This window comes from Corallococcus sp. AB018 (genome assembly GCF_003986945.1).
Classification (GTDB): Bacteria; Myxococcota; Myxococcia; order Myxococcales; family Myxococcaceae; genus Corallococcus; species Corallococcus exiguus.
The window spans coordinates 1-21,430 of record NZ_RAWR01000189.1; the positions used below are offsets into that span (position 1 = coordinate 1).

16 protein-coding genes are annotated in these 21,430 nt (G+C 70.1%); 10 read left to right on the forward strand and 6 right to left on the reverse strand.

Going from position 1 to position 21,430, the window contains the following annotated elements; all coding sequences use genetic code 11:
* The 5 genes from D7Y11_RS31975 to D7Y11_RS31995 form a co-directional block, all read left to right on the forward strand.
* Positions 1-615, forward strand: a 615-nt coding sequence (locus D7Y11_RS31975; RefSeq protein ID WP_126935576.1) for an efflux transporter outer membrane subunit, incomplete at its 5' end; no start/stop codon positions are given.
* A 143-nt stretch (positions 616-758) separates the two neighbouring features.
* Positions 759-2,642: a methylmalonyl-CoA mutase family protein gene (locus D7Y11_RS31980; RefSeq protein WP_126935577.1), complete on the forward strand. Its 1,884-nt coding sequence runs from the start codon at positions 759-761 to the stop codon at positions 2,640-2,642.
* A complete protein-coding gene (scpA, locus tag D7Y11_RS31985; protein WP_120574450.1) occupies positions 2,642-4,828 on the forward strand; it encodes a methylmalonyl-CoA mutase in 2,187 nt (728 codons plus the stop codon). Before D7Y11_RS31980 ends, scpA begins: the two co-directional genes overlap by 1 nt.
* Positions 4,825-5,808, forward strand: a complete 984-nt coding sequence (meaB, locus tag D7Y11_RS31990) for a methylmalonyl Co-A mutase-associated GTPase MeaB (RefSeq protein ID WP_126935578.1) — start codon at positions 4,825-4,827, stop codon at positions 5,806-5,808. The genes scpA and meaB overlap by 4 nt, the downstream gene beginning before the upstream one ends.
* 75 nt (positions 5,809-5,883) lie before the next feature.
* The gene (locus D7Y11_RS31995; RefSeq protein WP_120574448.1) at positions 5,884-9,351 is read left to right on the forward strand and encodes a methylmalonyl-CoA mutase family protein; all 3,468 of its coding nucleotides are present in this window, start codon (positions 5,884-5,886) and stop codon (positions 9,349-9,351) included.
* A gap of 48 nt (positions 9,352-9,399) precedes the next feature.
* Here the strand turns inward: D7Y11_RS31995 and D7Y11_RS32000 are convergent, their stop codons facing one another.
* Positions 9,400-10,959, reverse strand: a complete 1,560-nt coding sequence (locus D7Y11_RS32000; protein WP_126935579.1) for a hypothetical protein — start codon at positions 10,957-10,959, stop codon at positions 9,400-9,402.
* Between the two features lie 79 nt (positions 10,960-11,038).
* Positions 11,039-11,779: an SDR family oxidoreductase gene (locus D7Y11_RS32005; RefSeq protein WP_121753157.1), complete on the reverse strand. Its 741-nt coding sequence runs from the start codon at positions 11,777-11,779 to the stop codon at positions 11,039-11,041.
* A 155-nt stretch (positions 11,780-11,934) separates the two neighbouring features.
* Between D7Y11_RS32005 and D7Y11_RS32010 the strand changes: the two genes are divergently transcribed.
* Positions 11,935-12,858 carry an AraC family transcriptional regulator gene (locus D7Y11_RS32010; protein WP_126935580.1) on the forward strand — a complete coding sequence of 308 codons (924 nt, stop codon included), beginning with the start codon at positions 11,935-11,937 and terminating at the stop codon, positions 12,856-12,858.
* A gap of 96 nt (positions 12,859-12,954) precedes the next feature.
* Positions 12,955-13,707: a ferritin-like domain-containing protein gene (locus tag D7Y11_RS32015; protein ID WP_121753155.1), complete on the forward strand. Its 753-nt coding sequence runs from the start codon at positions 12,955-12,957 to the stop codon at positions 13,705-13,707.
* 4 nt (positions 13,708-13,711) lie between these two features.
* Here the strand turns inward: D7Y11_RS32015 and D7Y11_RS32020 are convergent, their stop codons facing one another.
* From D7Y11_RS32020 to D7Y11_RS32030, 3 genes are all read right to left on the reverse strand, one after another.
* Positions 13,712-14,290, reverse strand: coding sequence for a hypothetical protein (locus D7Y11_RS32020; protein ID WP_120574443.1), 579 nt, complete (start codon positions 14,288-14,290; stop codon positions 13,712-13,714).
* Between the two features lie 42 nt (positions 14,291-14,332).
* Complete coding sequence (locus D7Y11_RS32025) at positions 14,333-14,740, reverse strand: hypothetical protein (protein WP_120574442.1); 408 nt, start codon at positions 14,738-14,740, stop codon at positions 14,333-14,335.
* A 186-nt stretch (positions 14,741-14,926) separates the two neighbouring features.
* A complete protein-coding gene (locus D7Y11_RS32030; protein WP_126935581.1) occupies positions 14,927-15,268 on the reverse strand; it encodes a hypothetical protein in 342 nt (113 codons plus the stop codon).
* Positions 15,269-15,475: 207 nt separating this feature from the next.
* Here D7Y11_RS32030 and D7Y11_RS32035 point away from each other — a divergent pair, with 207 nt between their 5' ends.
* Together D7Y11_RS32035 and D7Y11_RS32040 are read left to right on the forward strand one after the other, a co-directional pair.
* Entirely contained in the window at positions 15,476-18,229 is a 2,754-nt protein-coding gene (locus D7Y11_RS32035) for a pitrilysin family protein (RefSeq protein WP_120574440.1), read from the forward strand.
* Between the two features lie 62 nt (positions 18,230-18,291).
* Positions 18,292-19,848, forward strand: a complete 1,557-nt coding sequence (locus D7Y11_RS32040; RefSeq protein WP_126935582.1) for a hypothetical protein — start codon at positions 18,292-18,294, stop codon at positions 19,846-19,848.
* A 24-nt stretch (positions 19,849-19,872) separates the two neighbouring features.
* Here D7Y11_RS32040 and D7Y11_RS32045 read toward each other — a convergent pair whose 3' ends face one another.
* Positions 19,873-20,532 carry a hypothetical protein gene (locus D7Y11_RS32045; protein WP_126935583.1) on the reverse strand — a complete coding sequence of 220 codons (660 nt, stop codon included), beginning with the start codon at positions 20,530-20,532 and terminating at the stop codon, positions 19,873-19,875.
* A gap of 109 nt (positions 20,533-20,641) precedes the next feature.
* On the opposite strand from D7Y11_RS32045, the gene D7Y11_RS32050 reads away from it, so the two are divergent.
* Positions 20,642-21,400: a DUF1338 domain-containing protein gene (locus D7Y11_RS32050; RefSeq protein ID WP_126935584.1), complete on the forward strand. Its 759-nt coding sequence runs from the start codon at positions 20,642-20,644 to the stop codon at positions 21,398-21,400.
* The last annotated feature ends 30 nt before the right edge of the window (positions 21,401-21,430 follow it).

The following is a 21,430-nucleotide window of genomic DNA, read 5'->3' on the forward strand; positions in this document are numbered from 1 at the left end:
CCCCTGCCCTCGGAGCTCCCCTCCTCGCTCCTGGAGCGCCGGCCGGACATCGCCGCGGCCGAACGCCGGGCCGCCGCCGCCAACGAACAGATTGGCGTCGCCATCTCCGCGTGGTTCCCCTCCCTGAACCTGTTCGCGTCCGGCGGCTTCACCAGCGCCACGCTGGCCCAATGGTTCACGGCGCCCCACCTGGTGTGGGCCCTGGGGCCGCAGCTGGTGGCGACCCTCTTCGACGGCGGCCTCCGCGAGGCGCAGACGGAGGAGGCGCGCGCCTTCTACGCCCAGGGCGTCGCGGACTACCGGCAGACGGTGCTCGCCGCGTTCCAGGACGTGGAGGACCAGCTCGTGTCGCTGCGGGTGCTGGAGCAGGAGGCAGGGATTCAACAGGAGGCGGTCGGCTACGCGCGGCAGTCGCTAGAGGTGGTGATGAACCAGTACAAGGCCGGCACCGTGACGTACCTGGAGGTCGTCACCGCGCAGGCCACGCTCTACTCCGCCGAGCAGAAGCTGGCGGGCATCGCGGGGCAGCGGATGGTGTCCGCGGTGGGGCTCATCAAGGCCCTGGGCGGCGGCTGGGACACGCCCCCTCCTCCGGCCGACGGCACCTCCCGCTGAGGAAGGGACGTGACCGGGCCAACCTGGTAGGCACACGTCGCATGACACGGCGCGTCCGTCCGGGGTCACGGGGCGGACGCCCGCACGCAGGCCCCGCCAGCCTTCCATTGCCCCGGGTAGGGCAATGCGCCTATGGGAGGGGCATGGCTGACGTGCCTCTTACCGCAGCGGACTTCCCGCCCCCTTCCGTCGAGGAGTGGCGCCGGCTGGTGGACAAGGACCTCAAGGGCAAGCCCTTCACGGTGCTCCAGTCGCCCCTGGAGGGCGGCCTGTCCCTCCAGCCCCTCTACACGCCCCAGGACGCCCCGGCGCCCTCCGAACCGCCCGGCGTCGCACCCTACGTGCGCGGCACCCAACCCCTGGGCCACACCGAGGGTGGATGGCTCCTGTGCCAGGAGTACGCGGGCCCGGACGTCGCCACGACCGCCGACGCGCTCCGCGACGACCTGGAGCGCGGCACGCAGGGAGTCTGGCTGCTGCTGGACGCGCCCCACGGCCTGGACGTGAAGGACGAGGCCACGCTGGCGCGGCTGCTCGCGCACGTGCCGCTGGACCGCACGCCGGTGCACCTGGAGCCGACCGCGGACGTGCTGCGGCCCGCGTCCCTGCTCCTGGAGGTGCTGGCGAAGAAGGCCGGCGCCGCGAAGCAGGCCCTGCGCGGCAGCCTGGGAATCGACCCCATCGCGGCGCTCGCGCGACACGGCGCCGCGAAGGTGGACGTGGCCCGCACTCTGGCGGAGGCCGCGCCGATCATCACGTCGCTGCTCAAGGACGCTCCGGGCCTGCGTGCGCTGCTCGTGTCGTCGTGCCCCTGGGCGGACGCGGGCGCCACATCCATGCATGAGCTCGCGTGGAGCATCGCCACTGGCGTGGAGTACCTGCGCGAGCTGGAGCGCGCGGGCGTGTCCCCGAGCGAGGCCGCGAGGTCCATGCAGTTCGCCCTGTCCGTGGGCGGCCAGTTCTTCCCGGAGATCGCCAAGCTGCGCGCGGCGCGGCTGCTCTGGTCCAAGGTCGTCGCCGCTTCGGGCGGCGCGTCGGAGTCGCAGGCCATGGCGCTGCACGCGCGCACGGCCAGCGCCACCAAGACGCGGCGCGACCCGTGGGTGAACATCCTGCGCGGCACCGCGGAGTCCTTCGCCGCCATCGTCGCGGGCGCGGACAGTGTGAGCACCGCTCCCTTCGACGAGCCCCTGGGCACGCCCGACGAACAGGGCCGGCGCCTCGCGCGCAACACGCAGCTCATCCTGCGCGACGAGTCCAGCCTCAATCGCGTCGCGGACCCCGCGGGCGGCAGCTACTACCTGGAGCAGCTCACCGGAGAGCTGGCCCGCGCGGCCTGGACGGAGCTGCAACGCATTGAAGCGCTGGGCGGCATCTCCCGCGCCATCGCGCAGGGCGACGTGGCCCGCGTCCTCACGGAGACGCGCACCGCGCGCGACAAGGCCGTGCGCACGCGCAAGCTCCCCATCGTGGGCGTCAGCGAGTTCCCCCACCTCCACGAAGCCCCCGTGCAGCGCGAGGCCCGCGCCGCCATGCCCGTGCAGGGTGAAGGCATCATCGCGCCGCCTGTCCCGGTGCGCGTGTCCGAGGCCTTCGAGTCCCTGCGCGACGCGAGCGACCGCTACCACGCGGCGCACGGCGTCCGTCCTCGCGCCTTCATGGCGAACCTGGGCACCGTGGCGGAGCACACCGCGCGCTCCACGTGGATCGCCAACGTGCTCGCCGTGGGCGGCATCGAGGCCGACGAGCACCACGGCTTCGCGGACGTGAACGCCGCCGCGGAGCTGTTCGCGAAGGCGGGCACGACGCTCGCCGTCATCTCCGGCCCGGATGCCCTCTACCCGGAAGCCCTGCCCACCTATGTCGCGGCCCTCAAGGCGAAGGGCGCCCGCACGGTCGCCGTCGCGGGCCGCCCTGGCGACCACGAGGCCGCCTTCCGCGCGGCTGGCGTGGACCTCTTCCTCTACGCGGGAGCGGACCTGTTCCAGCTCCTGAAGACGCTGCACACGCAACTGGGAGTGGCCTGATGCGCCCCACCGTTCCGGACTTCTCCCGCGTCGCCTTCGACGCCCCTGAAACCCAGACGCCCGCGCCCGTGCTGGAGCAGCAGCGCGCGCACGCGAGCCAGGCCACGGCCACCGCCGAACGCTGGGACACGCCCGAGGGCATCCCGGTGAAGCCGCTCTACACCCGCGAGGACCTGGAGGGCGTGGCGCACCTGGGCTCGCTGCCGGGCCTGCCTCCGTTCGTGCGCGGCCCCTACTCCACCATGTACGTGCAGCAGCCGTGGACGGTGCGCCAGTACGCGGGCTTCTCCACGGCGGAGGCGTCCAACGCCTTCTACCGCCGCAACCTCGCGGCCGGGCAGAAGGGCCTGTCCATCGCGTTCGACCTGGCCACGCACCGGGGCTACGACAGCGACCACCCGCGCGTCGCGGGTGACGTGGGCATGGCGGGCGTCGCCATCGACTCCATCAAGGACATGCGCATCCTGTTCGACCGCATCCCGCTCGACCAGATGAGCGTGTCGATGACGATGAACGGCGCCGTCCTCCCCGTGCTCGCGCTCTACGTGGTCGCGGCCGAGGAACAGGGCGTGAAGCCCGAGCAGCTCAGCGGGACCATCCAGAACGACATCCTCAAGGAGTTCATGGTCCGCAACACGTACATCTATCCGCCCGGTCCCTCGATGCGAATCATCGGGGACATCTTCAAGTTCACGGCGGAGCGGATGCCGCGCTTCAACAGCATCAGCATCAGCGGCTACCACATGCAGGAAGCCGGAGCGACGCAGGACCTGGAGCTGGGCTACACGCTCGCGGACGGCGTGGAGTACGTGCGCGCGGGCCTCGCCGCCGGCCTGGGCGTGGACGCGTTCGCCCCGCGCCTGTCGTTCTTCTGGGCCATCGGGATGAACTTCTTCATGGAGGTGGCCAAGATGCGCGCGGCCCGCCTCCTCTGGGCCCGCCTCATCAAGGGCTTCAACCCCAAGAGCGACAAGAGCCTGGCGCTGCGCACCCATTGCCAGACGTCCGGCTGGAGCCTCACCGCGCAGGACGTCTACAACAACGTCGTGCGCACCTGCGTGGAGGCCATGGCCGCGACGCAGGGCCACACCCAGAGCCTGCACACCAACTCGCTGGACGAGGCCATCGCGCTGCCCACGGACTTCAGCGCGCGCATCGCCCGCAACACCCAGCTCTATCTCCAGTTGGAGAGCGGCACCACGCGCGTCATCGACCCGTGGGGCGGCAGCTACTACGTGGAGCGCCTCACCCACGAGCTGGCCCAGAAGGCCTGGGCCCACATCCAGGAGGTGGAGGCGCTGGGCGGCATGACCAAGGCCATCGACGCGGGCCTGCCCAAGCTGCGCATCGAAGAGGCCGCCGCGCGCACGCAGGCGCGCATCGACTCCGGACGCCAGGCCATCATCGGCGTGAACAAGTACCCGCCGGAGCGCGCGGACAACATTGAAATCCTCAAGGTGGACAACTCCGCCGTGCGCGAGGCGCAGATTGCCCGCCTGCGCGAGCTGCGCGCGGAGCGCAACGCGGAAGACGTCCGCCGCCGCCTGGACGCGCTCACCGAAGCGGGCCGCCGCAACGAGGGCAACCTGCTGGCGCTGGCCATCGACGCGGCTCGGGCGAAGGCCACCGTGGGCGAAATCAGCGACGCCCTGGAGAAGGTCTTCGGGCGCTACGAGGCCACCGTGCGTGGGGTGACGGGCGTGTATTCAGCGGAAGCCGGACAGGCGCAGGGCATCGCGGAGGCGCGGGCGAAGGCGGATGACTTCCTGGCGCGCTTCGGCCGCCGGCCGCGCATCCTCATCGCGAAGATGGGCCAGGACGGCCACGACCGCGGGCAGAAGGTCATCGCCACCGCGTTCGCGGACCTGGGCTTCGACGTGGACATTGGCCCGCTGTTCCAGACGCCGGAAGAATCCGCGCGCCAGGCGGTGGAGAACGACGTGCACGTGGTGGGCGCGTCGTCGCTCGCCGCGGGTCACCTCACGCTGGTGCCGCAGCTCAAGCACGCCCTCAAGGCCCTGGGCCGCGAGGACATCATGGTCGTGGTGGGCGGCGTCATCCCGCCGCAGGACTACGACGCGCTTCGCGCCGCGGGCGCCGCCGCCATCTTCGGCCCGGGCACCGTCATCTCGAAGGCCGCCATCGAGCTGCTCGACAAGCTGGCCGCCGAGCAGGAGGCGGCGTGAAGCTGCTGCCCGCGGACACCTACGTGGACGGCGTGCGCGCGGGCGACAGGGCGGTGCTCGCGCGCGCCATCACGCTGGTGGAGAGCGAGCACCCGAAGCACGCCGCGCTCGCGCAGGAGGTGCTGACGAAGCTGCTGCCCTACACCGGCAAGAGCCGCCGCGTGGGCATCAGCGGCGTGCCGGGCGTGGGCAAGAGCACCTTCATCGACGCGCTGGGCATGCACCTGGTGGGCAGCGGCAAGAAGGTGGCGGTGCTCGCCATCGACCCGTCCAGCAGCATCACGGGCGGCAGCATCCTGGGCGACAAGACGCGCATGTACCGGCTGGCTCGTGAAATGGCCGCGTACATCCGCCCCAGCCCCTCCAGCGGCACGCTGGGCGGCGTCGCGCGCAAGACGCGGGAGACGCTGCTGCTCTGCGAGGCCGCGGGCTTCGACGTGGTGCTGGTGGAGACCGTGGGCGTGGGCCAGTCCGAGACGGTGGTCGCGGACCTGGTGGACTTCTACCTGGTGCTGATGCTCGCGGGCGCCGGTGACGAACTGCAGGGCATCAAGCGCGGCATCCTCGAAGTCGCGGACATGGTGGCCATCAACAAGGCGGACGGCGACAACCTGCCACGCGCCACTCGGGCCCGCGCGGAGTACCGCGCCGCCCTGCACCTGATGCGCCCCGGCGCGGAGCCGGTGGTCACCACGTGCAGCGCCATGGAGGGCACCGGCATCGACACGCTGTGGGCCTCCGTGGAGGACGTCGTCGCGAAGCGCGTTGCCTCCGGCGAGCTTTCACACCGGCGTACCCAGCAGCAGGTGGGCTGGATGTGGGCCATGGTGAACGACGGCCTGCGAGCAGCCCTGCGGGCGCACCCCGAGGTGGCCGCCCTGGTGCCGGTCCTGGAGCAGGCCGTACGCGAAGGCCGCGCGACGCCCACCTCCGCCGCACTGCGTGTGCTGGGGGCATTCCTGCCGCAATCGCAGGCCTGACAAGGCGCGTCGTCCAACGGCCAACGCCTGTCTCAATCGCTTGCCGGGCCTGCACTGCACTCCTAGTGTACGCCCGTGCGACACCCCCAACCGACCACCGCTCCCCAGCCGTACCGGCCCCAGCACCACGTCCGCATCGTCACGGCCGCCAGCCTCTTCGACGGACACGACGCGGCCATCAACGTGATGCGCCGCCTGATGCAGTCCTCCGGCGCGGAGATCATCCACCTGGGCCACAACCGGTCCGTGGCTGAAATCGTGGACTGCGCCATCCAGGAGGACGCCCAGGGCATCGCCCTCACGTCCTACCAGGGCGGCCACGTCGAGTACTTCAAGTACATGATCGACCTGCTGCGCGAGCGCGGCGCGAACATCAAGGTGTTCGGCGGCGGCGGCGGCACCATCCTCCCCACGGAAATCGACGAGCTGCACAAGTACGGCGTCGCGCGCATCTATTCCCCGGACGACGGCCGCGCCATGGGCCTGCAGGGGATGATCGACGACCTCATCTCCCAATGTGACTTCGAGAAGCGCCCGTCCGACTTCAAGGGCCTGCTCAAGGACCCGCTGCCCCGCGAGCCGGAGCGCATCGCGTCGCTCATCACCATCGCGGAGAACTTCGCGGACGCGGGCGAAGAGCTGCGCACCGCACTGAAGACCGCCGGCACGAACGCGCCCCGGGTGCCCGTGCTGGGCATCACCGGCACGGGCGGCGCCGGCAAGTCCAGCCTGGTGGACGAGCTGGTGCGCCGCTTCCTGGCGGACTTCCCGGACAAGACGCTCGCGGTGCTCTCCGTGGATCCGTCCAAGCGCAAGTCCGGCGGCGCGCTGCTGGGCGACCGCATCCGCATGAACGCCATCGACAACCCGCGCGTCTACATGCGCTCGATGGCCACCCGGCAGAGCAACCTGGCCCTGTCCCGGCACGTCGCCCATTCGATTGAAGTCTGCAAGGCGGCGGGCTTCGACCTCATCGTGGTGGAGACCTCCGGCATCGGTCAGTCGGACACCGAAATCACCGAGCACTCGGACGTGGCGCTCTACGTGATGACGGCCGAGTACGGCGCGGCGACGCAGCTCGAGAAGATCGACATGCTCGACTTCGCGGACGTCATCGCCATCAACAAGTTCGACAAGCGCGGGTCGCTGGACGCGCTGCGCGACGTGCGCAAGCAGTGGAAGCGCAACCACAACGCCTTCACCCTGGCCGAGGACGCGGTGCCCGTGTACGGCACCATCGCGTCGCAGTTCAACGACCCGGGCATGAACACGCTCTACCGGGCCCTCATCGACGCGCTGGTGAAGAAGACGGGCGCGACGCTGGACAGCCGCTTCCAGCTCTCGCCCGGCATGAGCGAGAAGAAGTGGATCATCCCCCCGGAGCGCACGCGCTACCTGGCCGAAATCGTCGACGCCTGCGAGGACTACGACGGCTTCGTGCGCGCCCAGGCCGCCATCGCCCGGCGCATGTACCAGCTGCACGGCACCATCCAGGCCCTGCGCCAGAACGTGGGGAAGAAGAAGCTCGAAATCGTCGAGCCGAAGGACGCCACGGACGTGGTGCAGGTGACGGAGCGCGTGGAGGGCGAGCCCGCGTACCTGGGCGACCTGGTGGCGCTGTACCAGGACCTGGAGAGCCGCCTGCACGCGGACTGCCGGCGCCTGCTGGCCGAGTGGCCCGCGACGAAGAAGCGCTACGCGGCGTCCAAGTACCAGTTCCAGGTGCGCGACAAGGTCATTGAGCTGGACCTCATCAGCGAGACGCTGTCGCACCTGCGCGTGCCCAAGATTGCCCTGCCGAAGTATGAGGATTGGGGCGACATCCTGACGTGGCTGCTGCGGGAGAACGCGCCGGGCGCCTTCCCGTTCACCGCGGGCGTCTTCCCGCTCAAGCGCGAGGGCGAGGACCCGGCGCGCATGTTCGCGGGCGAGGGCGGCCCGGAGCGCACCAACAAGCGCTTCCACTACGTGTCACGCGGCCTGCCGGCGAAGCGCCTGTCCACGGCGTTCGACTCGGTGACGCTGTACGGCGAGGACCCGGACCACCGGCCGGACATCTACGGCAAGGTGGGCAACTCGGGCGTGTCCATCGCGAACGTGGACGACGCGAAGAAGCTCTACTCCGGCTTCGACCTGGCGGACCCGTCCACGTCCGTGTCCATGACCATCAACGGCCCGGCGCCCATGCTGCTGGGCTTCTTCCTCAACGCCGCGGTGGATCAGCAGTGCGAGAAGTGGATCCGCGCCAACGGCAAGGTGGAGGAGGTCGAGAAGAAGATTGAAGCGCTCTACAAGGAGCGCGGCCTGCCGCGTCCGCGCTACCAGGGCGAACTGCCCCAGGGCAACGACGGCCTGGGCCTGCTGCTGCTGGGCGTGTCCGGTGACGAAGTGCTGCCCGCGGACGTCTACGCGAAGATCCGCGCGTCCACGCTCCAGGCGGTGCGCGGCACGGTGCAGGCGGACATCCTCAAGGAGGACCAGGCGCAGAACACCTGCATCTTCTCCACGGAGTTCGCCCTGCGCGTGATGGGCGACATCCAGCAGTACTTCATCGACCAGAAGGTGCGGAACTTCTACTCGGTGTCGATTTCCGGGTACCACATCGCGGAGGCCGGGGCGAACCCCATCTCCCAGCTGGCCTTCACGCTGGCGAACGGCTTCACCTTCGTCGAGTACTACCTGTCGCGCGGGATGAACATCGACGACTTCGCGCCCAACCTGTCGTTCTTCTTCTCCAACGGCATGGACCCCGAATACGCGGTGCTGGGGCGCGTGGCCCGCCGCATCTGGGCCAAGGCCATCCGGGACAAGTACGGCGGCAACGACCGGTCGCAGAAGCTGAAGTATCACATCCAGACGTCCGGCCGTTCCCTGCACGCGCAGGAGATTGCCTTCAACGACATCCGCACCACGTTGCAGGCGTTGCTGGCGCTCAACGACAACTGCAATTCGTTGCACACGAACGCCTACGACGAGGCCATCACCACGCCCACGGAGGAGAGCGTGCGGCGCGCGCTGGCCATCCAGCTGGTCATCAACAAGGAGTTCGGCCTGTCGAAGAACGAGAACCCCAACCAGGGCTCGTTCATCATCGAGGAGCTGACGGACCTGGTGGAGGCGGCGGTGCTCAACGAGTTCCGCGCCATCTCCGAGCGCGGCGGCGTGCTGGGCGCGATGGAGCGCATGTACCAGCGCTCCAAGATTCAAGAGGAGTCGCTCTACTACGAGATGCAGAAGCACGACGGGACGCTGCCCATCATCGGGGTGAACACCTTCCTGGATCCGAAGGGTTCCCCCACGGTGACGCCGCCGGAAGTCATCCGCGCGACGAAGGAGGAGAAGGACTACGCCATCACCGCGCGTGACGCCTTCTGGAAGCGCAACGCGAAGACGGCGCCCGCGGCGCTGGAGGCGGTGCGCCGCGCGGCCCTGGACAACGGCAACGTGTTCGGCGCGCTGATGGACGCCTGCAAGGTGTGCACGCTGGGCCAGCTGTCCCGCGCGCTGTACGAGGTGGGCGGCCAGTACCGGCGCAACATGTGATGCGAGCGCCGCGGTCCCGGGTTTCCTGCCCGGGACCGCGGCGTGGGTTCATTCGGGGGCCAGGACTTCGAACTGGCAGCTGGAGTCCCCGAGCGTGGCCGTGGAGTCCGTCCACAGGTCGATGTTGTAGGTCCCGGACGTGGGTGCATTGATGCTCTGCACCCAGCGTTGGCCTACATGTTCCCGGGTGGACTGCACCCAGGTGCCCAGGCCCAGGCTGACGTCCGCGTACAGCTGCACCTGCCCCGGGGTTTCCTTCCAATCACAGCTGAACTGGTAGCGCTGACCGGCCGTGCCCTGGAAGGAAAGGACGTCGTGGTCCACCGGGTCCGGGATGCGAACGGACACGGTCTGCGTTGGCCCTGTCAGCGGCGTCGCCGTGGCCAGGGTGTCGCCGTGGTCATCCGCGCCCAGGTCCTCGATCTGGAGCGTGTAGTGACCCTGCACCCAATACGCCGGCACGGCGGGACTGATGTTCACGCTCACGAAGTGCGAAGTCTGGGACGTCTTGAAGGCCGTCCTCGTGCGGTCACCCGGCGGACCGGTGAACTCGCCGCCCGGTCTGGCATTGCGAACCTCGCAGGCCTTGTCGCCGTCGATGGTGCATGCCCCCCGGTAGTGGTGACCGGCCAGGACGCTCAGGGAGAAGACGTCCGTGTCCGTGACGGTTTCAATCTTCGCCTGCACGGACGAGGTGCCCGCTCCGAGCCGGGTGGCGGTCTCCACGGTGTCGCCGTGGTCCTCCGCCCCCATGTCCTTCAGGACGCACGAATACGGCTGGGTGGTGGTGTTGTCCTGCTGGTCCTTGATGGATGCGAAGAAGACGCCCCCTGGAGACTTGAAGGCCGTGGCGGCATGGTTCTGCAGGGTTGTGTCGTTGTTCGCGACGCCGTAGCGCTGCCCGCTATCATTGATGATGGACAGGTCCCAGTACGGCGTGGGGAAGGTGCAGTCGAGCGCGTAGACCTTGCCCGCCACGGTCTTGAAGGAGAGCAGGTCCCGTTCTCCCCAGTGCTCCCCCTTGCCCACCAGGACCTGCTCCGAGGGCGTCCAGGGTGTCGCCGTGGTGGGCAGGTCGCCGTGGTCGTCCGGCCCCATGTCCACGAAGCGGAACGTGAAGGGCCGACGGGCACCCTCGGCCACCCGCGACACCTCCACGGTATGAAAGACGTTCCCCTTCAGTCCCGACCAATGCCGGGTGATGACGGAGGAGGTGGGGGGGAGCAGGCCTTCATACGCGAGCGTCGTGAAAGTCCCTTCCGCCAGGCTCAAGTAGTGGCCGTCGTTCTCCGCTTCGATGATGAAGTCGTAGTGGTGTCCGGCCTGGGTGAGGAAGGCGAACCGGAGCGGCACGCCCCAATCGCCCCACGGGACGGAGTGGACCTCCGTGAACGACGGCGTCAGCAGCGTGTGTCCCTCCGGGATGACGGGCGGTTGCTCCGTCGAACCGGCGTCCGAACCCGCGTCCGGCTCGGTCCCGGCATCGGTCCCGGCGTCGATGGTGGCTCCCGCGTCAGGCGCGGGATCGTCCTTGGAGTCACAGGCGCTCAGCGCGAAAAGACAGGCGCCGAGCATGAAGGCAGGCAGCGGACGTCTCAAGACAGGCATTGAATGGGCTCCCCCTCTGGAGGATGCCCACCCTATGCGATGGCTGGCGCTTCGCCAAACAACCCTTGCGCATTCACTCTCAGTAAGGACTCGACGTGGGGCGGATGATGATTTCGCTCACGTCCACGTCCGCGGGCTGGCTGATGGCGTAGCTGATGGCGCGGGCGATGGCGTCCGCCGGAATGGCGTCCTTGCGGAACTCGCGCATGTACTCGCGCGACGCCGGGTCACTGATGCTGTCCGCCAGCTCCGACGTGGTGACTCCCGGCGAAATCACCGTCACCCGGATGTCCGCGCCCACCTCCTGGCGCAGGCCTTCGGAGATGGCCATCACCGCGAACTTCGTGGCGCAGTACACCGCCGCCGTCGGGCTCACCGCGTGCCCGCCAATGGAGGACAGGTTGATGAACTGCCCCGCCTTCTGACGCTTCATCACCGGAAGCCCCGCGGCAATGCCGTGCAGCACGCCCCGGATGTTCACGTCGATCATCCGGTCCCACTCGTCCAGCTTCAGCTCCTCCAGCCTGGACAGCGGCATCACCCCCGCGTTGTTGATGAGCACGTCCAGCCGCCCGAACTCCTTCAGCGTGAAGGCCACGAAGCCCTCCACGTCCTCGCGCTTCGTCACGTCCAACGCCTTGTAACGAGCCTCGCCGCCCTTCGACCTCAGCTCGCCCGTCAGCGTCTCCAGCCGGTCCGTCCGGCGCGCGCCCAGCACCACCCTCGCCCCCTGACTGGCGAGCAGGCGGGCCGTCGCCTCGCCAATGCCGCTGCTCGCTCCGGTGATGGCCACCACCTTGCCCTTCATGTCCGTCGTCATCGCTTCCGTCCTCGCTCTTTGGGCCCGGCACGAAGGGCGCCGGGGATGACTGCACCCTCTCAAGGAGCGTGGGGACGGCGGTATCCGGATGCTCGCGGACTCTTGCCCATTCCTGCACGAGCGCCCATCCCCGGCAGGAGTTAGAACGAACGCGCATGCCGACTGACCTGAGCCCGCACCTGTCCGAGCTGGCGACGCTCCTGGAGCGCCACACGCCCACGGACGGCATCCACGCCACCGCCATCCCCCGCATGGTGCTCATCCGCGCCTCCCAGCCCTCCACGCCCCTGCACGCGCTGCAAGAGCCGGCGCTGTGCATCGTGGCGCGGGGCCGCAAGCAGGTGCTCCTGGGCGACGAGCTGTATGTCTATGGCCCGGACCAGTGCCTCGTCGCGTCCGTGGACCTGCCAGTCACGGGGCAGGTGGTGGAGGCCTCTCCCGACGCGCCCTACCTCTGCTTCCGGTTGGACCTGGAGCCCGGGCAGCTGGGCAGCCTGATGATGGAGGCGGCGCTGGAGGCGCCCGGCCCCACGGACATGGTCCGAGGCCTGGCCCTGGGTCCGGTGGGCGCGCCGCTGCTGGACGCGACGGCGCGGCTGGTGCGGCTGTTGGACACGCCGCGCGACATCCCCGTGCTCGCGCCGCTCGTCATCCGCGAAATCCTCTACCGCCTGCTGTCCGGCGAGAACTCCGAACGGCTGCGGCGCATCGCCATGGCGGACAGCCGCCGCGAGTCCGTCACCCGCGCCATCCACTGGCTCAAGGAGCACTACGCCGCGCCGCTGCGCATCGAACAGCTGGCGCGCACCGTCCACATGAGCCCGTCCACGCTCCACCACCACTTCAAGTCCGTCACCGCGATGAGCCCGCTGCAGTACCAGAAGCAGCTGCGGCTCCAGGAGGCCCGCCGCCTGATGCTGGCCCAGGCCATGGACGCGGCCATGGCCGGACACTCCGTGGGCTACGAGAGCCCGTCCCAGTTCAGCCGCGAGTACAGCAGGATGTTCGGTGCACCACCTTCGCGTGACATCGCGAGGCTGCGGGAGTCCCTCGCTTCCGGCCCAACGGCAGTGCGCTAGCCCCCGGGGCCGATGGCGGACCCGGCGCATCGTTTCCACGTTTGCCCCCCTTCCGTGGCCATCGCACCGGAAGGCATCCCTGGCGGGAGGGGCGCGATGTCATCTGGCGAAGGCGGAGACTGGGGACTGAAGCACACGGCGGCACAGCTCACCGCCGAGGAGTTGGAGCAGGTGGCCCGCGAGGAGCCGCCTCGGGATTCGGCCCTGCCCCCCTCGGGCAGCGCCGTGCGGTTCCTGCGGGTGCACCTCATGCGCATCGCGGGCCACCTGGGCGAGTTGCAGCCGCCGGACTTCAGGGAGCTGGTGGGCCAGGCACTCCAGACCGCGGAGGGGCCCACGCCCCTGCTCTTCGTCGCCCAGCTGCGGGAGCGGCTCGCCTTCGAGCGGACCAGCTCACGGCTCTACGCGGGCCTGCTGGTGAAGACCCATGCCCTGGGCAGCTACCCGGGAGGCCCCACGCCGGAGCGGCTGGTGGAGCTGCACAACCAGGAGCTGGACCACCTGAACCTCATCCGCGAGTGCATCTACCGGCTCGGCGTGGACGCGTCCCAGCTGACGGCGCAAGGGGACGGCGCGGATCCGCGGCCCCATGGACTGCTGAGGGCCGTGGACGACCCGTGCGCCACGCTCCCGGACGCACTGCGCGCGGTCCTCATCGCCGAAATCCTCAACAACGCCGGCTGGGCGATGCTCGTGGACCTGGCCCAGGAGCTGGGACCTCCCGACCTGGTGGACGCCTTCCGCGAAGTCCTGCGCGAGGAGACGCTCCACCTGGAAGAGGTCACCACCTGGGTCGCCAACCTGCCGGACGACGTCCGCGTCACCGACGCGCGGGCCTCCGCCAGCTGAGGCGTCAGCGGGCCACGGGCCGCCTGCGGGCCACGCGCTCCCGCACGGTGGCGATGAAGGCCGGCTTGTCCGCGCTGCCCTTCACGCCGTCGAAGTCCAGGTCCAGGTTCTCGGCGACGGCCCGGAGGTATTCCAGACAGGGCTCGTCCGCGGGCGTCTTCCCTTCCGCGAACAGTGGATGGCAGACAGGGCAGTAATTGACCACCCAGACGCGCTCGCCGTCTGGAATCTCCAGCGAGACGGGGCCGCCGTCGCTCCTGTCTTCTTCGTACGGCTCGATGCGCCAGACGCCCGTGGCGTCATCGTCGTCCATGAGCAGCTCGCGGTAGTTGAGGCTGGGGACGAACTCCCACTCGCCCCAGTCGTAGCCGTAGGGCTTCGTCTGCGTGCGGCGGGCGCGGCCCCGGGCCTCCTCGAAGGCGTCCGCGTCCTCCGGCGCCTCATCGGCGGCGAAGAAGAACAGGTCCAGGATGGCTTCGTCGTTGCCGATGCCCTCCTCCTCGCACTCCTTGCCGGTCTTCTCACCGCACTCGAACGACGAGGGAGGACCGCAGACGCTGCATCGGTAGTCGTGGACGCCCATGGCTCCAAGCCTACCCCTTCTGGCCGCGCGCCCTGGTCTCCGTCATTCGCCCTGGGGCGGGTCCTGGATGATGTTGAAGGTGCACGTGAGCTCACCGCCGTCTTCGTAGCGATAGACGAAGCGGCCCTGGGCCTGCCCATCCGCGTAGGCCCGCCGCTCCAGTGTCAGCGTTGCCTCCGTCGGGATGCCGGCGACGGAGGGATAGCCCACCAGGTTGGAGGCGATCGGGAGCCAGTCGCCCACCTTCGACGTGTCCTCGGCCACCAGCGAGTCCCCCTGCCGCAGGAGCTTCGCGGACCAGCCCCCCTCCGTCACCGGACGCAGCCCCGGCATCCAGATGTCCACGCCGAAGCTCGAGAGCCCGGAGTCGTCGTCGGGCGTGTAGAACAGGATGAGCTGCGTGCCATTGGGCCCGCCGATTGCGCCGATGCGCTCCCCGACCCTCAGCATGTTGCTCGCCAGGGGCCAGGCGACGCGCCGGGCGCCGTAGGCGCCGCGGCATTCGCCTTGGGGAGCGGAATCGCAGGCGGTAGCAGTCGAGACGCACACCAACAGCGACAATGCACTGCGGGACAGGGGTCGGAGCATCCGCCCATTTTAACCAAGGTCTCTCCCTCTCATGTCAGTCCCACCGCGTCATTCCTCGCCATCTTTCAACACGTCGAAGGTGCACGTCAGCCCGCCGCCATCCGCGTAGCAGTAGACGAGGTGCCCTTGCGCGGCATACGCCGTCGCGTCCTTCAGCGTCACCGAGCCCTCCACCGGAACACCGGGCGGGGACTGATAGCCGGTCCCCGAGCCGATGTTCCCCACCCATCGCGTCACCAGCGACGACTCCGTGGGCATCAGCCGCGCCTCCCGGGGCGTGAGGCTCACGGTCCGGTTCTTCACCCGGGCGTCCGCCACCAGGTGGATGTCCACCCCGAAGCCCTCGACGGTGCTCCTGGCGGAGCCCGGGCTCCCTGCAATTCCTGCCATCCCCTTCCTGCGGGGAGGGTGAGATGACGCGCCACGGGTGAGCATGCTATGAGGCTGTCGCCGTCTGTCTTTGCCCTTCGCGGTCCGCTCCGGTCAGACGTTGTCTCCCCGGTCGTTCCATCATCCACATTTTTCATTTCCCGCCCGGGGGAGGCGTGGGGCCGTGGGCCCTTCGTGGGCTGCCTCCGGGTTCGTGCCTGGAGTCGTATGTCTTTCCTGTCGGGTTCCGTCCGCGCCTCGCGCCTGGCCATGGCCGCGCTGACCTCCCTGTCCCTGACCCTGGGAGGCTGCGCCACGCTTCCTCCGCGAGGACAGGTCGTCATGCGCGACGTGTCCTTCCCCCTGCGTGACTTCCGCATGCCGTCCGGCCTGCGCGTGGTGGTGGAGCGCGATGCGCGCGCACCCGTGGTGGCGGTGGTCGCGGTGGTGGGCGCGGGAGGCTCCAGCGATCCGGGCGGCAAGGAGGGACTGGCGCACCTGGTGGAGCACCTGGCCTTCCGCGCGCGTCCCGCCAACGGGCCCTCCGTGCAGGCGCGGCTCAATGCCTCCGGCGCTGGGCACTCCAACGCCTCCACCAGCCTGGACTACACCGCGTATGAAGAGCTCGCGCCCAAGGAGTCGCTGGGCGCGCTGGTGAAGCTGGAGGGGGAGCGGCTGTCGTCGCCGCTCTCCAACGTCAGCCCGGAGGTCTTCGCGGTGGAGCGCGAGGTGGTGCGCAACGAGCTGCGCCAGCGCAACGAGACGGGCTACGTGGGCCAGGTGTTCAGCTGGGTGCACGCGGCGTCGTTCCCGGCGGGGGACCCGTACGCGCGGCCCGTGGTGGGTTCGCACGAGTCGCTGTCCGCCCTCACCCTGACGGACGCGCACCGCTTCGCGCGCGCCCACTACCGCCCGGACAACGTCACCCTGGTCATCTCCGGGGACGTGGACCTGGCGGAGGTGGAGGCCACGCTCCTTCAGAACCTGCCGCCCGCGTGGGTGGGCACCGGCGCCCCGCTGGCCCTGGACACGCGCCTGCCCGCGAAGCGCCCGGAGCCCGCGGTCGCTCCAGTCAGCAAGACGATGCCGGTGTACGCGGCGGCGGTGCCGTCGCCGGAGCTGTACCTGTCCTGGGTGCTGCCGCGCTCCTTCGACGAGGCCAGCGCCCTGCATGACTTCGTGGGCGTCAGCCTGGACAGCAACCTCTGGGAGGCGGTGCGCAGCGATGGCGACATCGCGGGCATCTCCACGGGGCTGGTGCCCGGCACCCGCGCGTCGCTGCTCATCGTGCGCGTGCACCTGTCTCGCGGGGACCACCCGGAGCGCAGCGCGGAGAAGGTCCTGGACCAGGTGCACAAGACCTGGAGCGGGGAGATTGAAGCCAGCGGCGTGCTGGGCCAGGAGTTCAACTTCCAGTCCCTGCGCCGCCAGGTGGTGACGAACATGGTGCTGGAGTCGGAGCGGCTGCTGGCGCGGACCCGGAGCCGCGCGCTGCTCACCCACTTCACCACGGACGTGCGCTCGTACACGCGCTCGCAGATGGCGCTGATGGGGCTGGGCGGGAGCAAGGTGACGGACTTCGCGTACCAGTGGCTCCAGCGCGACCGGGCGCACGCCATCCTCGTGCGGCCGGGAGAGAGCGGTACGCCGACGGCGCTCCCCACGCTGGCGAAGCTGCCCGGGGGCGAGCCCGCGGTGGAGGGCGGCGAGCGCGTCACGCCGTCCATGCTGGCGGCCACCACGGCGCCCGTGCAGGTGCTGAAGCTGGAGAACGGCATGGAGGTGCTGCTGGTGCCCCGGCCGGGCCTGCCGGTGGTGCGAGTGGGCGCGGCGATGGGCGGCGGAACGGCGCACGGGGTGAAGCCGGGCGTGGCGGACCTGGCGAAGTGGGGCTCCTTCCGCGAGTCGCACTTCGAGGGCCGCCCGAGCGACTGGGGCCTGCACGAGTCCACCCGCACGGCGCTGGACCACGTGCGCGTGGACATGGCCGGCACGGCGGGCAACGTGGGCAACATGCTGGCGATGCTCGCGGAGGACCTGTCCACCACCCGCACGTCGGAGGCCGTGGTGCGCTACTGGCGCGAGCAGGTGCAGCCCTGGCGTGAGGCGGTGGACACGCGGCCGGAAGTGCTGGCGCACCGCAACCTGATGCAGGCGCTCTACGGCACGCACCCCTACGCCACCGAGGCCACGGGCGCGCAGATGGCGAAGGTGTCCTGGTCGGAGGCGCAGGAGTGGCTGGAGGACGTCTACCGCCCGGGCAACACGACGGTGGTGGTGGCGGGGGAGTTCGAAGTGAAGGACGTCGAGCCGATGGTGCGCAAGTACCTGGGCGACTGGAGCCGGGGCAAGCCGCAGCCGGTGGCCGTGCCGCCCGCGCCGGCGCTGCCCGCGGCGTCCGCGAAGGTGAACACGCTCTTCACCGCGCGGCCCGGGGCCACGCAGGGCCAGGTGCAGCTGGCCTGCCGGCTGCCCACGGCCACGCCGGAGCTGGAGGCGCGCTACGCGCTGATGGCGGAGCTGCTGGAGGTGGAGGCCTACGAACGGACGCGCTCCGGAACGGGAGCGTCCTACGGCTTCGGCGCCGAGCCCTGGATTGGCCGGGGCGGCGCGGCGCACCTCCTGCTGGGCGGCAGCCTGGATGCGCAGCGGATGAGCGAAGGCGTGGCGTCGCTGCGCGAGACGCTGGCGGCGTTCGCGAAGGAGGTGTCCGAAAAGGACCTGGCGAATGCCCGCGCGCGGTTGCTGGCGCGGCAGGGGGTGTCGTTCATCTCCACGGATGCGTGGGTGGAGGCGCTGCTCGAGGCGCGCGTGCGGGGCTTCCCGGTGGAGTCGGTGGCGCAGCGCCCCGCGCACCTCCAGGCGGTGACGGCGGACGCGCTGAAGCAGGAGTTCGCGGGCTGCCTCCAGCGCCTCGTGGTGAGCGTCACGGGGGATGAGCAGCCCAGCCGCGCCGCGCTCCAGGCGGTGTCGGTGCCGTAGCGGGAAGGCCTCCGGTCCGGCGGGCACGACCCGCCGGGCCGCGTGCCTTCGTATGATGGGGCATGCGAGTCATGGACCTCCGCCGGACGCGGTATCTGCTGGGTGCGCTGCTGTCATGGGGCGCCTCCGCCTGTCACGGGACGGACGGGCCCACGGCTCCGTGCGAGGGCGCTGACTGCGCCGCGCCCGGGCTCATCCGGGCGTTCGAGAAGGGCGCCCCGTCCTCCCGGGTGCGGCCGCGCGCGGACTTCGGCGGGCTCAAGGTGCGGCGGGCCGCTGGACGCACCTTCGTGCTGGAGACGACGCAGGACGCGGAAGGACGGGACACCCGCCGGCTCACCGTGTCCGCGCGGGACGGCACGCCCCTGTGGCGGTTCGACGCGGTGGCCCGTGACCACTTGAGTGACTTCACGGTGCACCCGTCCGGGGAGGTCACCGTGGGCCTCGAGCGCACCATCGCGCCAGGGCCGACGTACGACCTGGTGCGACTGTCCTCCGAGGGGAAGGTGTTGTCCTGGGAGCGGCTGCCCATCCCCAGGACGGTGCCCGAAGCCGACCTGGGGGGAACCCTGCTTCCCCCCGCGTTCCACATGAAGTCCGCCTATGTCCACGCCCTCACCGACGGCTGGCTGCGCACGGAGGCCCGCGGCGAGGACCTGGCCGTGGCCTTCCTGTCGCTCGTGGCCGTCCCCCCTGGCGAACCTGCCAGCTGGGAGCAGGCGTCGGGCGTGATGACGCTCCAGTGGAAGGACGGGCGCTACACCGAGCAGTGGACCCGCGTCGTCGACGGGAGCCACTTCACCCAGCCGGCCGCCTGGGCCTACGACGAATTCCGCTGGCGCGAGGCCGCGCTCCGGCCGCTGCTCGCGGTGGACGCGGACGGACGGCTGGTGGTGGGGCGCACCTGGAACAGCTCCCGCTGCCTGGCCTCCAGCCGCACGTTCAATGACTTCACCTCCGTGCACTGCCGCTCCGGCGATGACGTCACCACGCCCTCGGACACCGAACGGCAGCCCTTCGCCATGACGGCCTTCACGCCGGTGGGGACGCGCATCGGGACGCACGTCTTCGTCCCCACCCGGGCAGCGGAGTTCGTCGTCTTCGACATGGCGGTGCGCGACGGAGAGGTGGCGCTCGCGGGCACCGTGGTGACGGAGGGCACGGATGGCACCATCGCCTGGTACCCGTCCGCGCCGGGCGTGGAGGACCGGATGACGCCCTATGACGGCTACCTGGGCGTGCTGTCGCTGGACTCGGGCGCGCTGCGCTTCGAGCACCGCGTGGACACGGGCCGCGCGGACCACTTCTCCGCGCTGCGCTGGACGGACGCGGGGCTCGTCGCCGTGGGCGCCTCCGGTTGGGACCGGTGGGACGGAGGGATGAGCATCTCGCGCGGTGCGGGCCCGCTGCTCGCGCTCGCGTCCACCGATGGCCAGACGGTGCGCACGCGGCGGCCCGGCCCCGAGGGACAGGGCCGCCATTTCCACCTGCTGGGCGTGGACGCGGACGGGGACTCGCTGGTGGCGGTGGGGCTCGCGGAGGCGCCGATGACGCACTCCGGAGACAACGGTCACCTGGAGGCCATGACCTTCGGCGGGCTCGCGGTGGAGCTGCGCTGAAGCCACCCGCGCGTCCTCACGGGCTCAGTGGCCCGGCGACACGTAGCAGAAGTCAGACAGGTAGGGGCAGTCCTGCGGGCAGCTGGACGGCGTCTCCCCGTCGCAGCACACGCTGTCGCCGCAGACGGGCCCGAAGCCACAATCCTGCGGGCAGTTGAAGGCATTCTCCGTGCTGGGGTCGCAGGTGTAATCGCCGCAGTAGCCGGCGGGGCTGCCGCAGTCCTGCGGACAGTTGTAGGAGTTCTCCGTGTTGGGATTGCACACGCTGTCACCGCAGTAATCGGGGCTGCCGCAGTCCTGCGGGCAATTGTAGACATTCTCCGCGCTGGGGTCGCAGATGCTGTCACCACAGACGGCGCACAGGCCGGCGGAGGACGCGGACGCGAACCCCATGGGGCTCACGTAGCAGAAGTCAGACAGGTAGGGGCAGTCCTGCGGACAGCTGGATGGCGTCTCCCCATCACAACACACGGAGTCGCCGCAGACGGGCCCGAAGCCACAGTCCTGCGGACAGTTGAAGGGGTTCTCCGTTCCGGGGTCGCAGATGGAGTCTCCGCAGGAACCGCACAGGGCCTTCTCCTGACGCGCCAGCTCGGGCGCGGCGGTCTCCGGCTCCACGACCCCTCCGCACGCCAGCAGCAGGCCGGACACCAGGGCCAACAACCCCATCTTCATCGCGTTCATCGTCTGTCTCCGTGTATTCAGCATTTCCGCCCTGAGCGGGCCTGTGCTTGTTAATACAGTTCGCGGATGACGCTCAAAGGCGCGGGGAGCGCGGCGTACACTGCCGGGCATGACGACCTCCGCTTCCGACGCCTCGCGGCTGCTGGACCTGCTGTGGGAGCGCTACGCCTCCGAAGTCCCCTTCGCGCGCGCCTTCGTGACGCTGTCCGGGGGACACTTCCGCAACGACCACGTCGCGTTCCGCACCCTCGCGCGGCCGGAGGGAGGCATCGCCCTCTTCGCTCGTGTGTTCGAGCGGTTCGGGTGGAAGCCGGCCGGCGCGTACACGTTCCCGGACGCGCACCTGTCCGCCATCTACCTGTCGCATCCGGACGGACTGCCGCGCGTCTTCCTGTCCGAGCTGAAGCAGGAGGAGCTGTCGCCGCGCGCCCGCGAGCTGCTCGCCGCGCTGCCAGTGGATCCACCGCCGCCGGAGGACGTGGAGTCGCTCGCCGCGTGGTTCACGGCGCCGACGCCTCCGGAGGAAGCCGCGCTGCTGGAGCTGGAGAAGGAGACGCAGTACGGCGCGTGGCTGCTGGCCTTCGGCCGCAAGGTGAATCACTTCACCGGCGCGGTGGACGACGTGGAGGCGTGGCAGCGGCGCATGCGCGAAGCGGGCGTGCCCATGAAGGCGGACATCGAGGGCGAGCCCGGCACTTCACTTCGACAGACGGCCACGCACGCGGCCCCGCTGCCCCTGACGCTCCGGGGCGGTGGCACGCGTGCATGGCCGTATGCGTACTTTGAAATCGCCCAGCGCTCGGGAGGGTTCGACGGGTTCCTGGGGCCGCAGGCCCGCGCGCTGTTCGACATGACGAAACGGGGCTGAGGCTCGCGGCCCGGGGGACGGTCGGGGGAG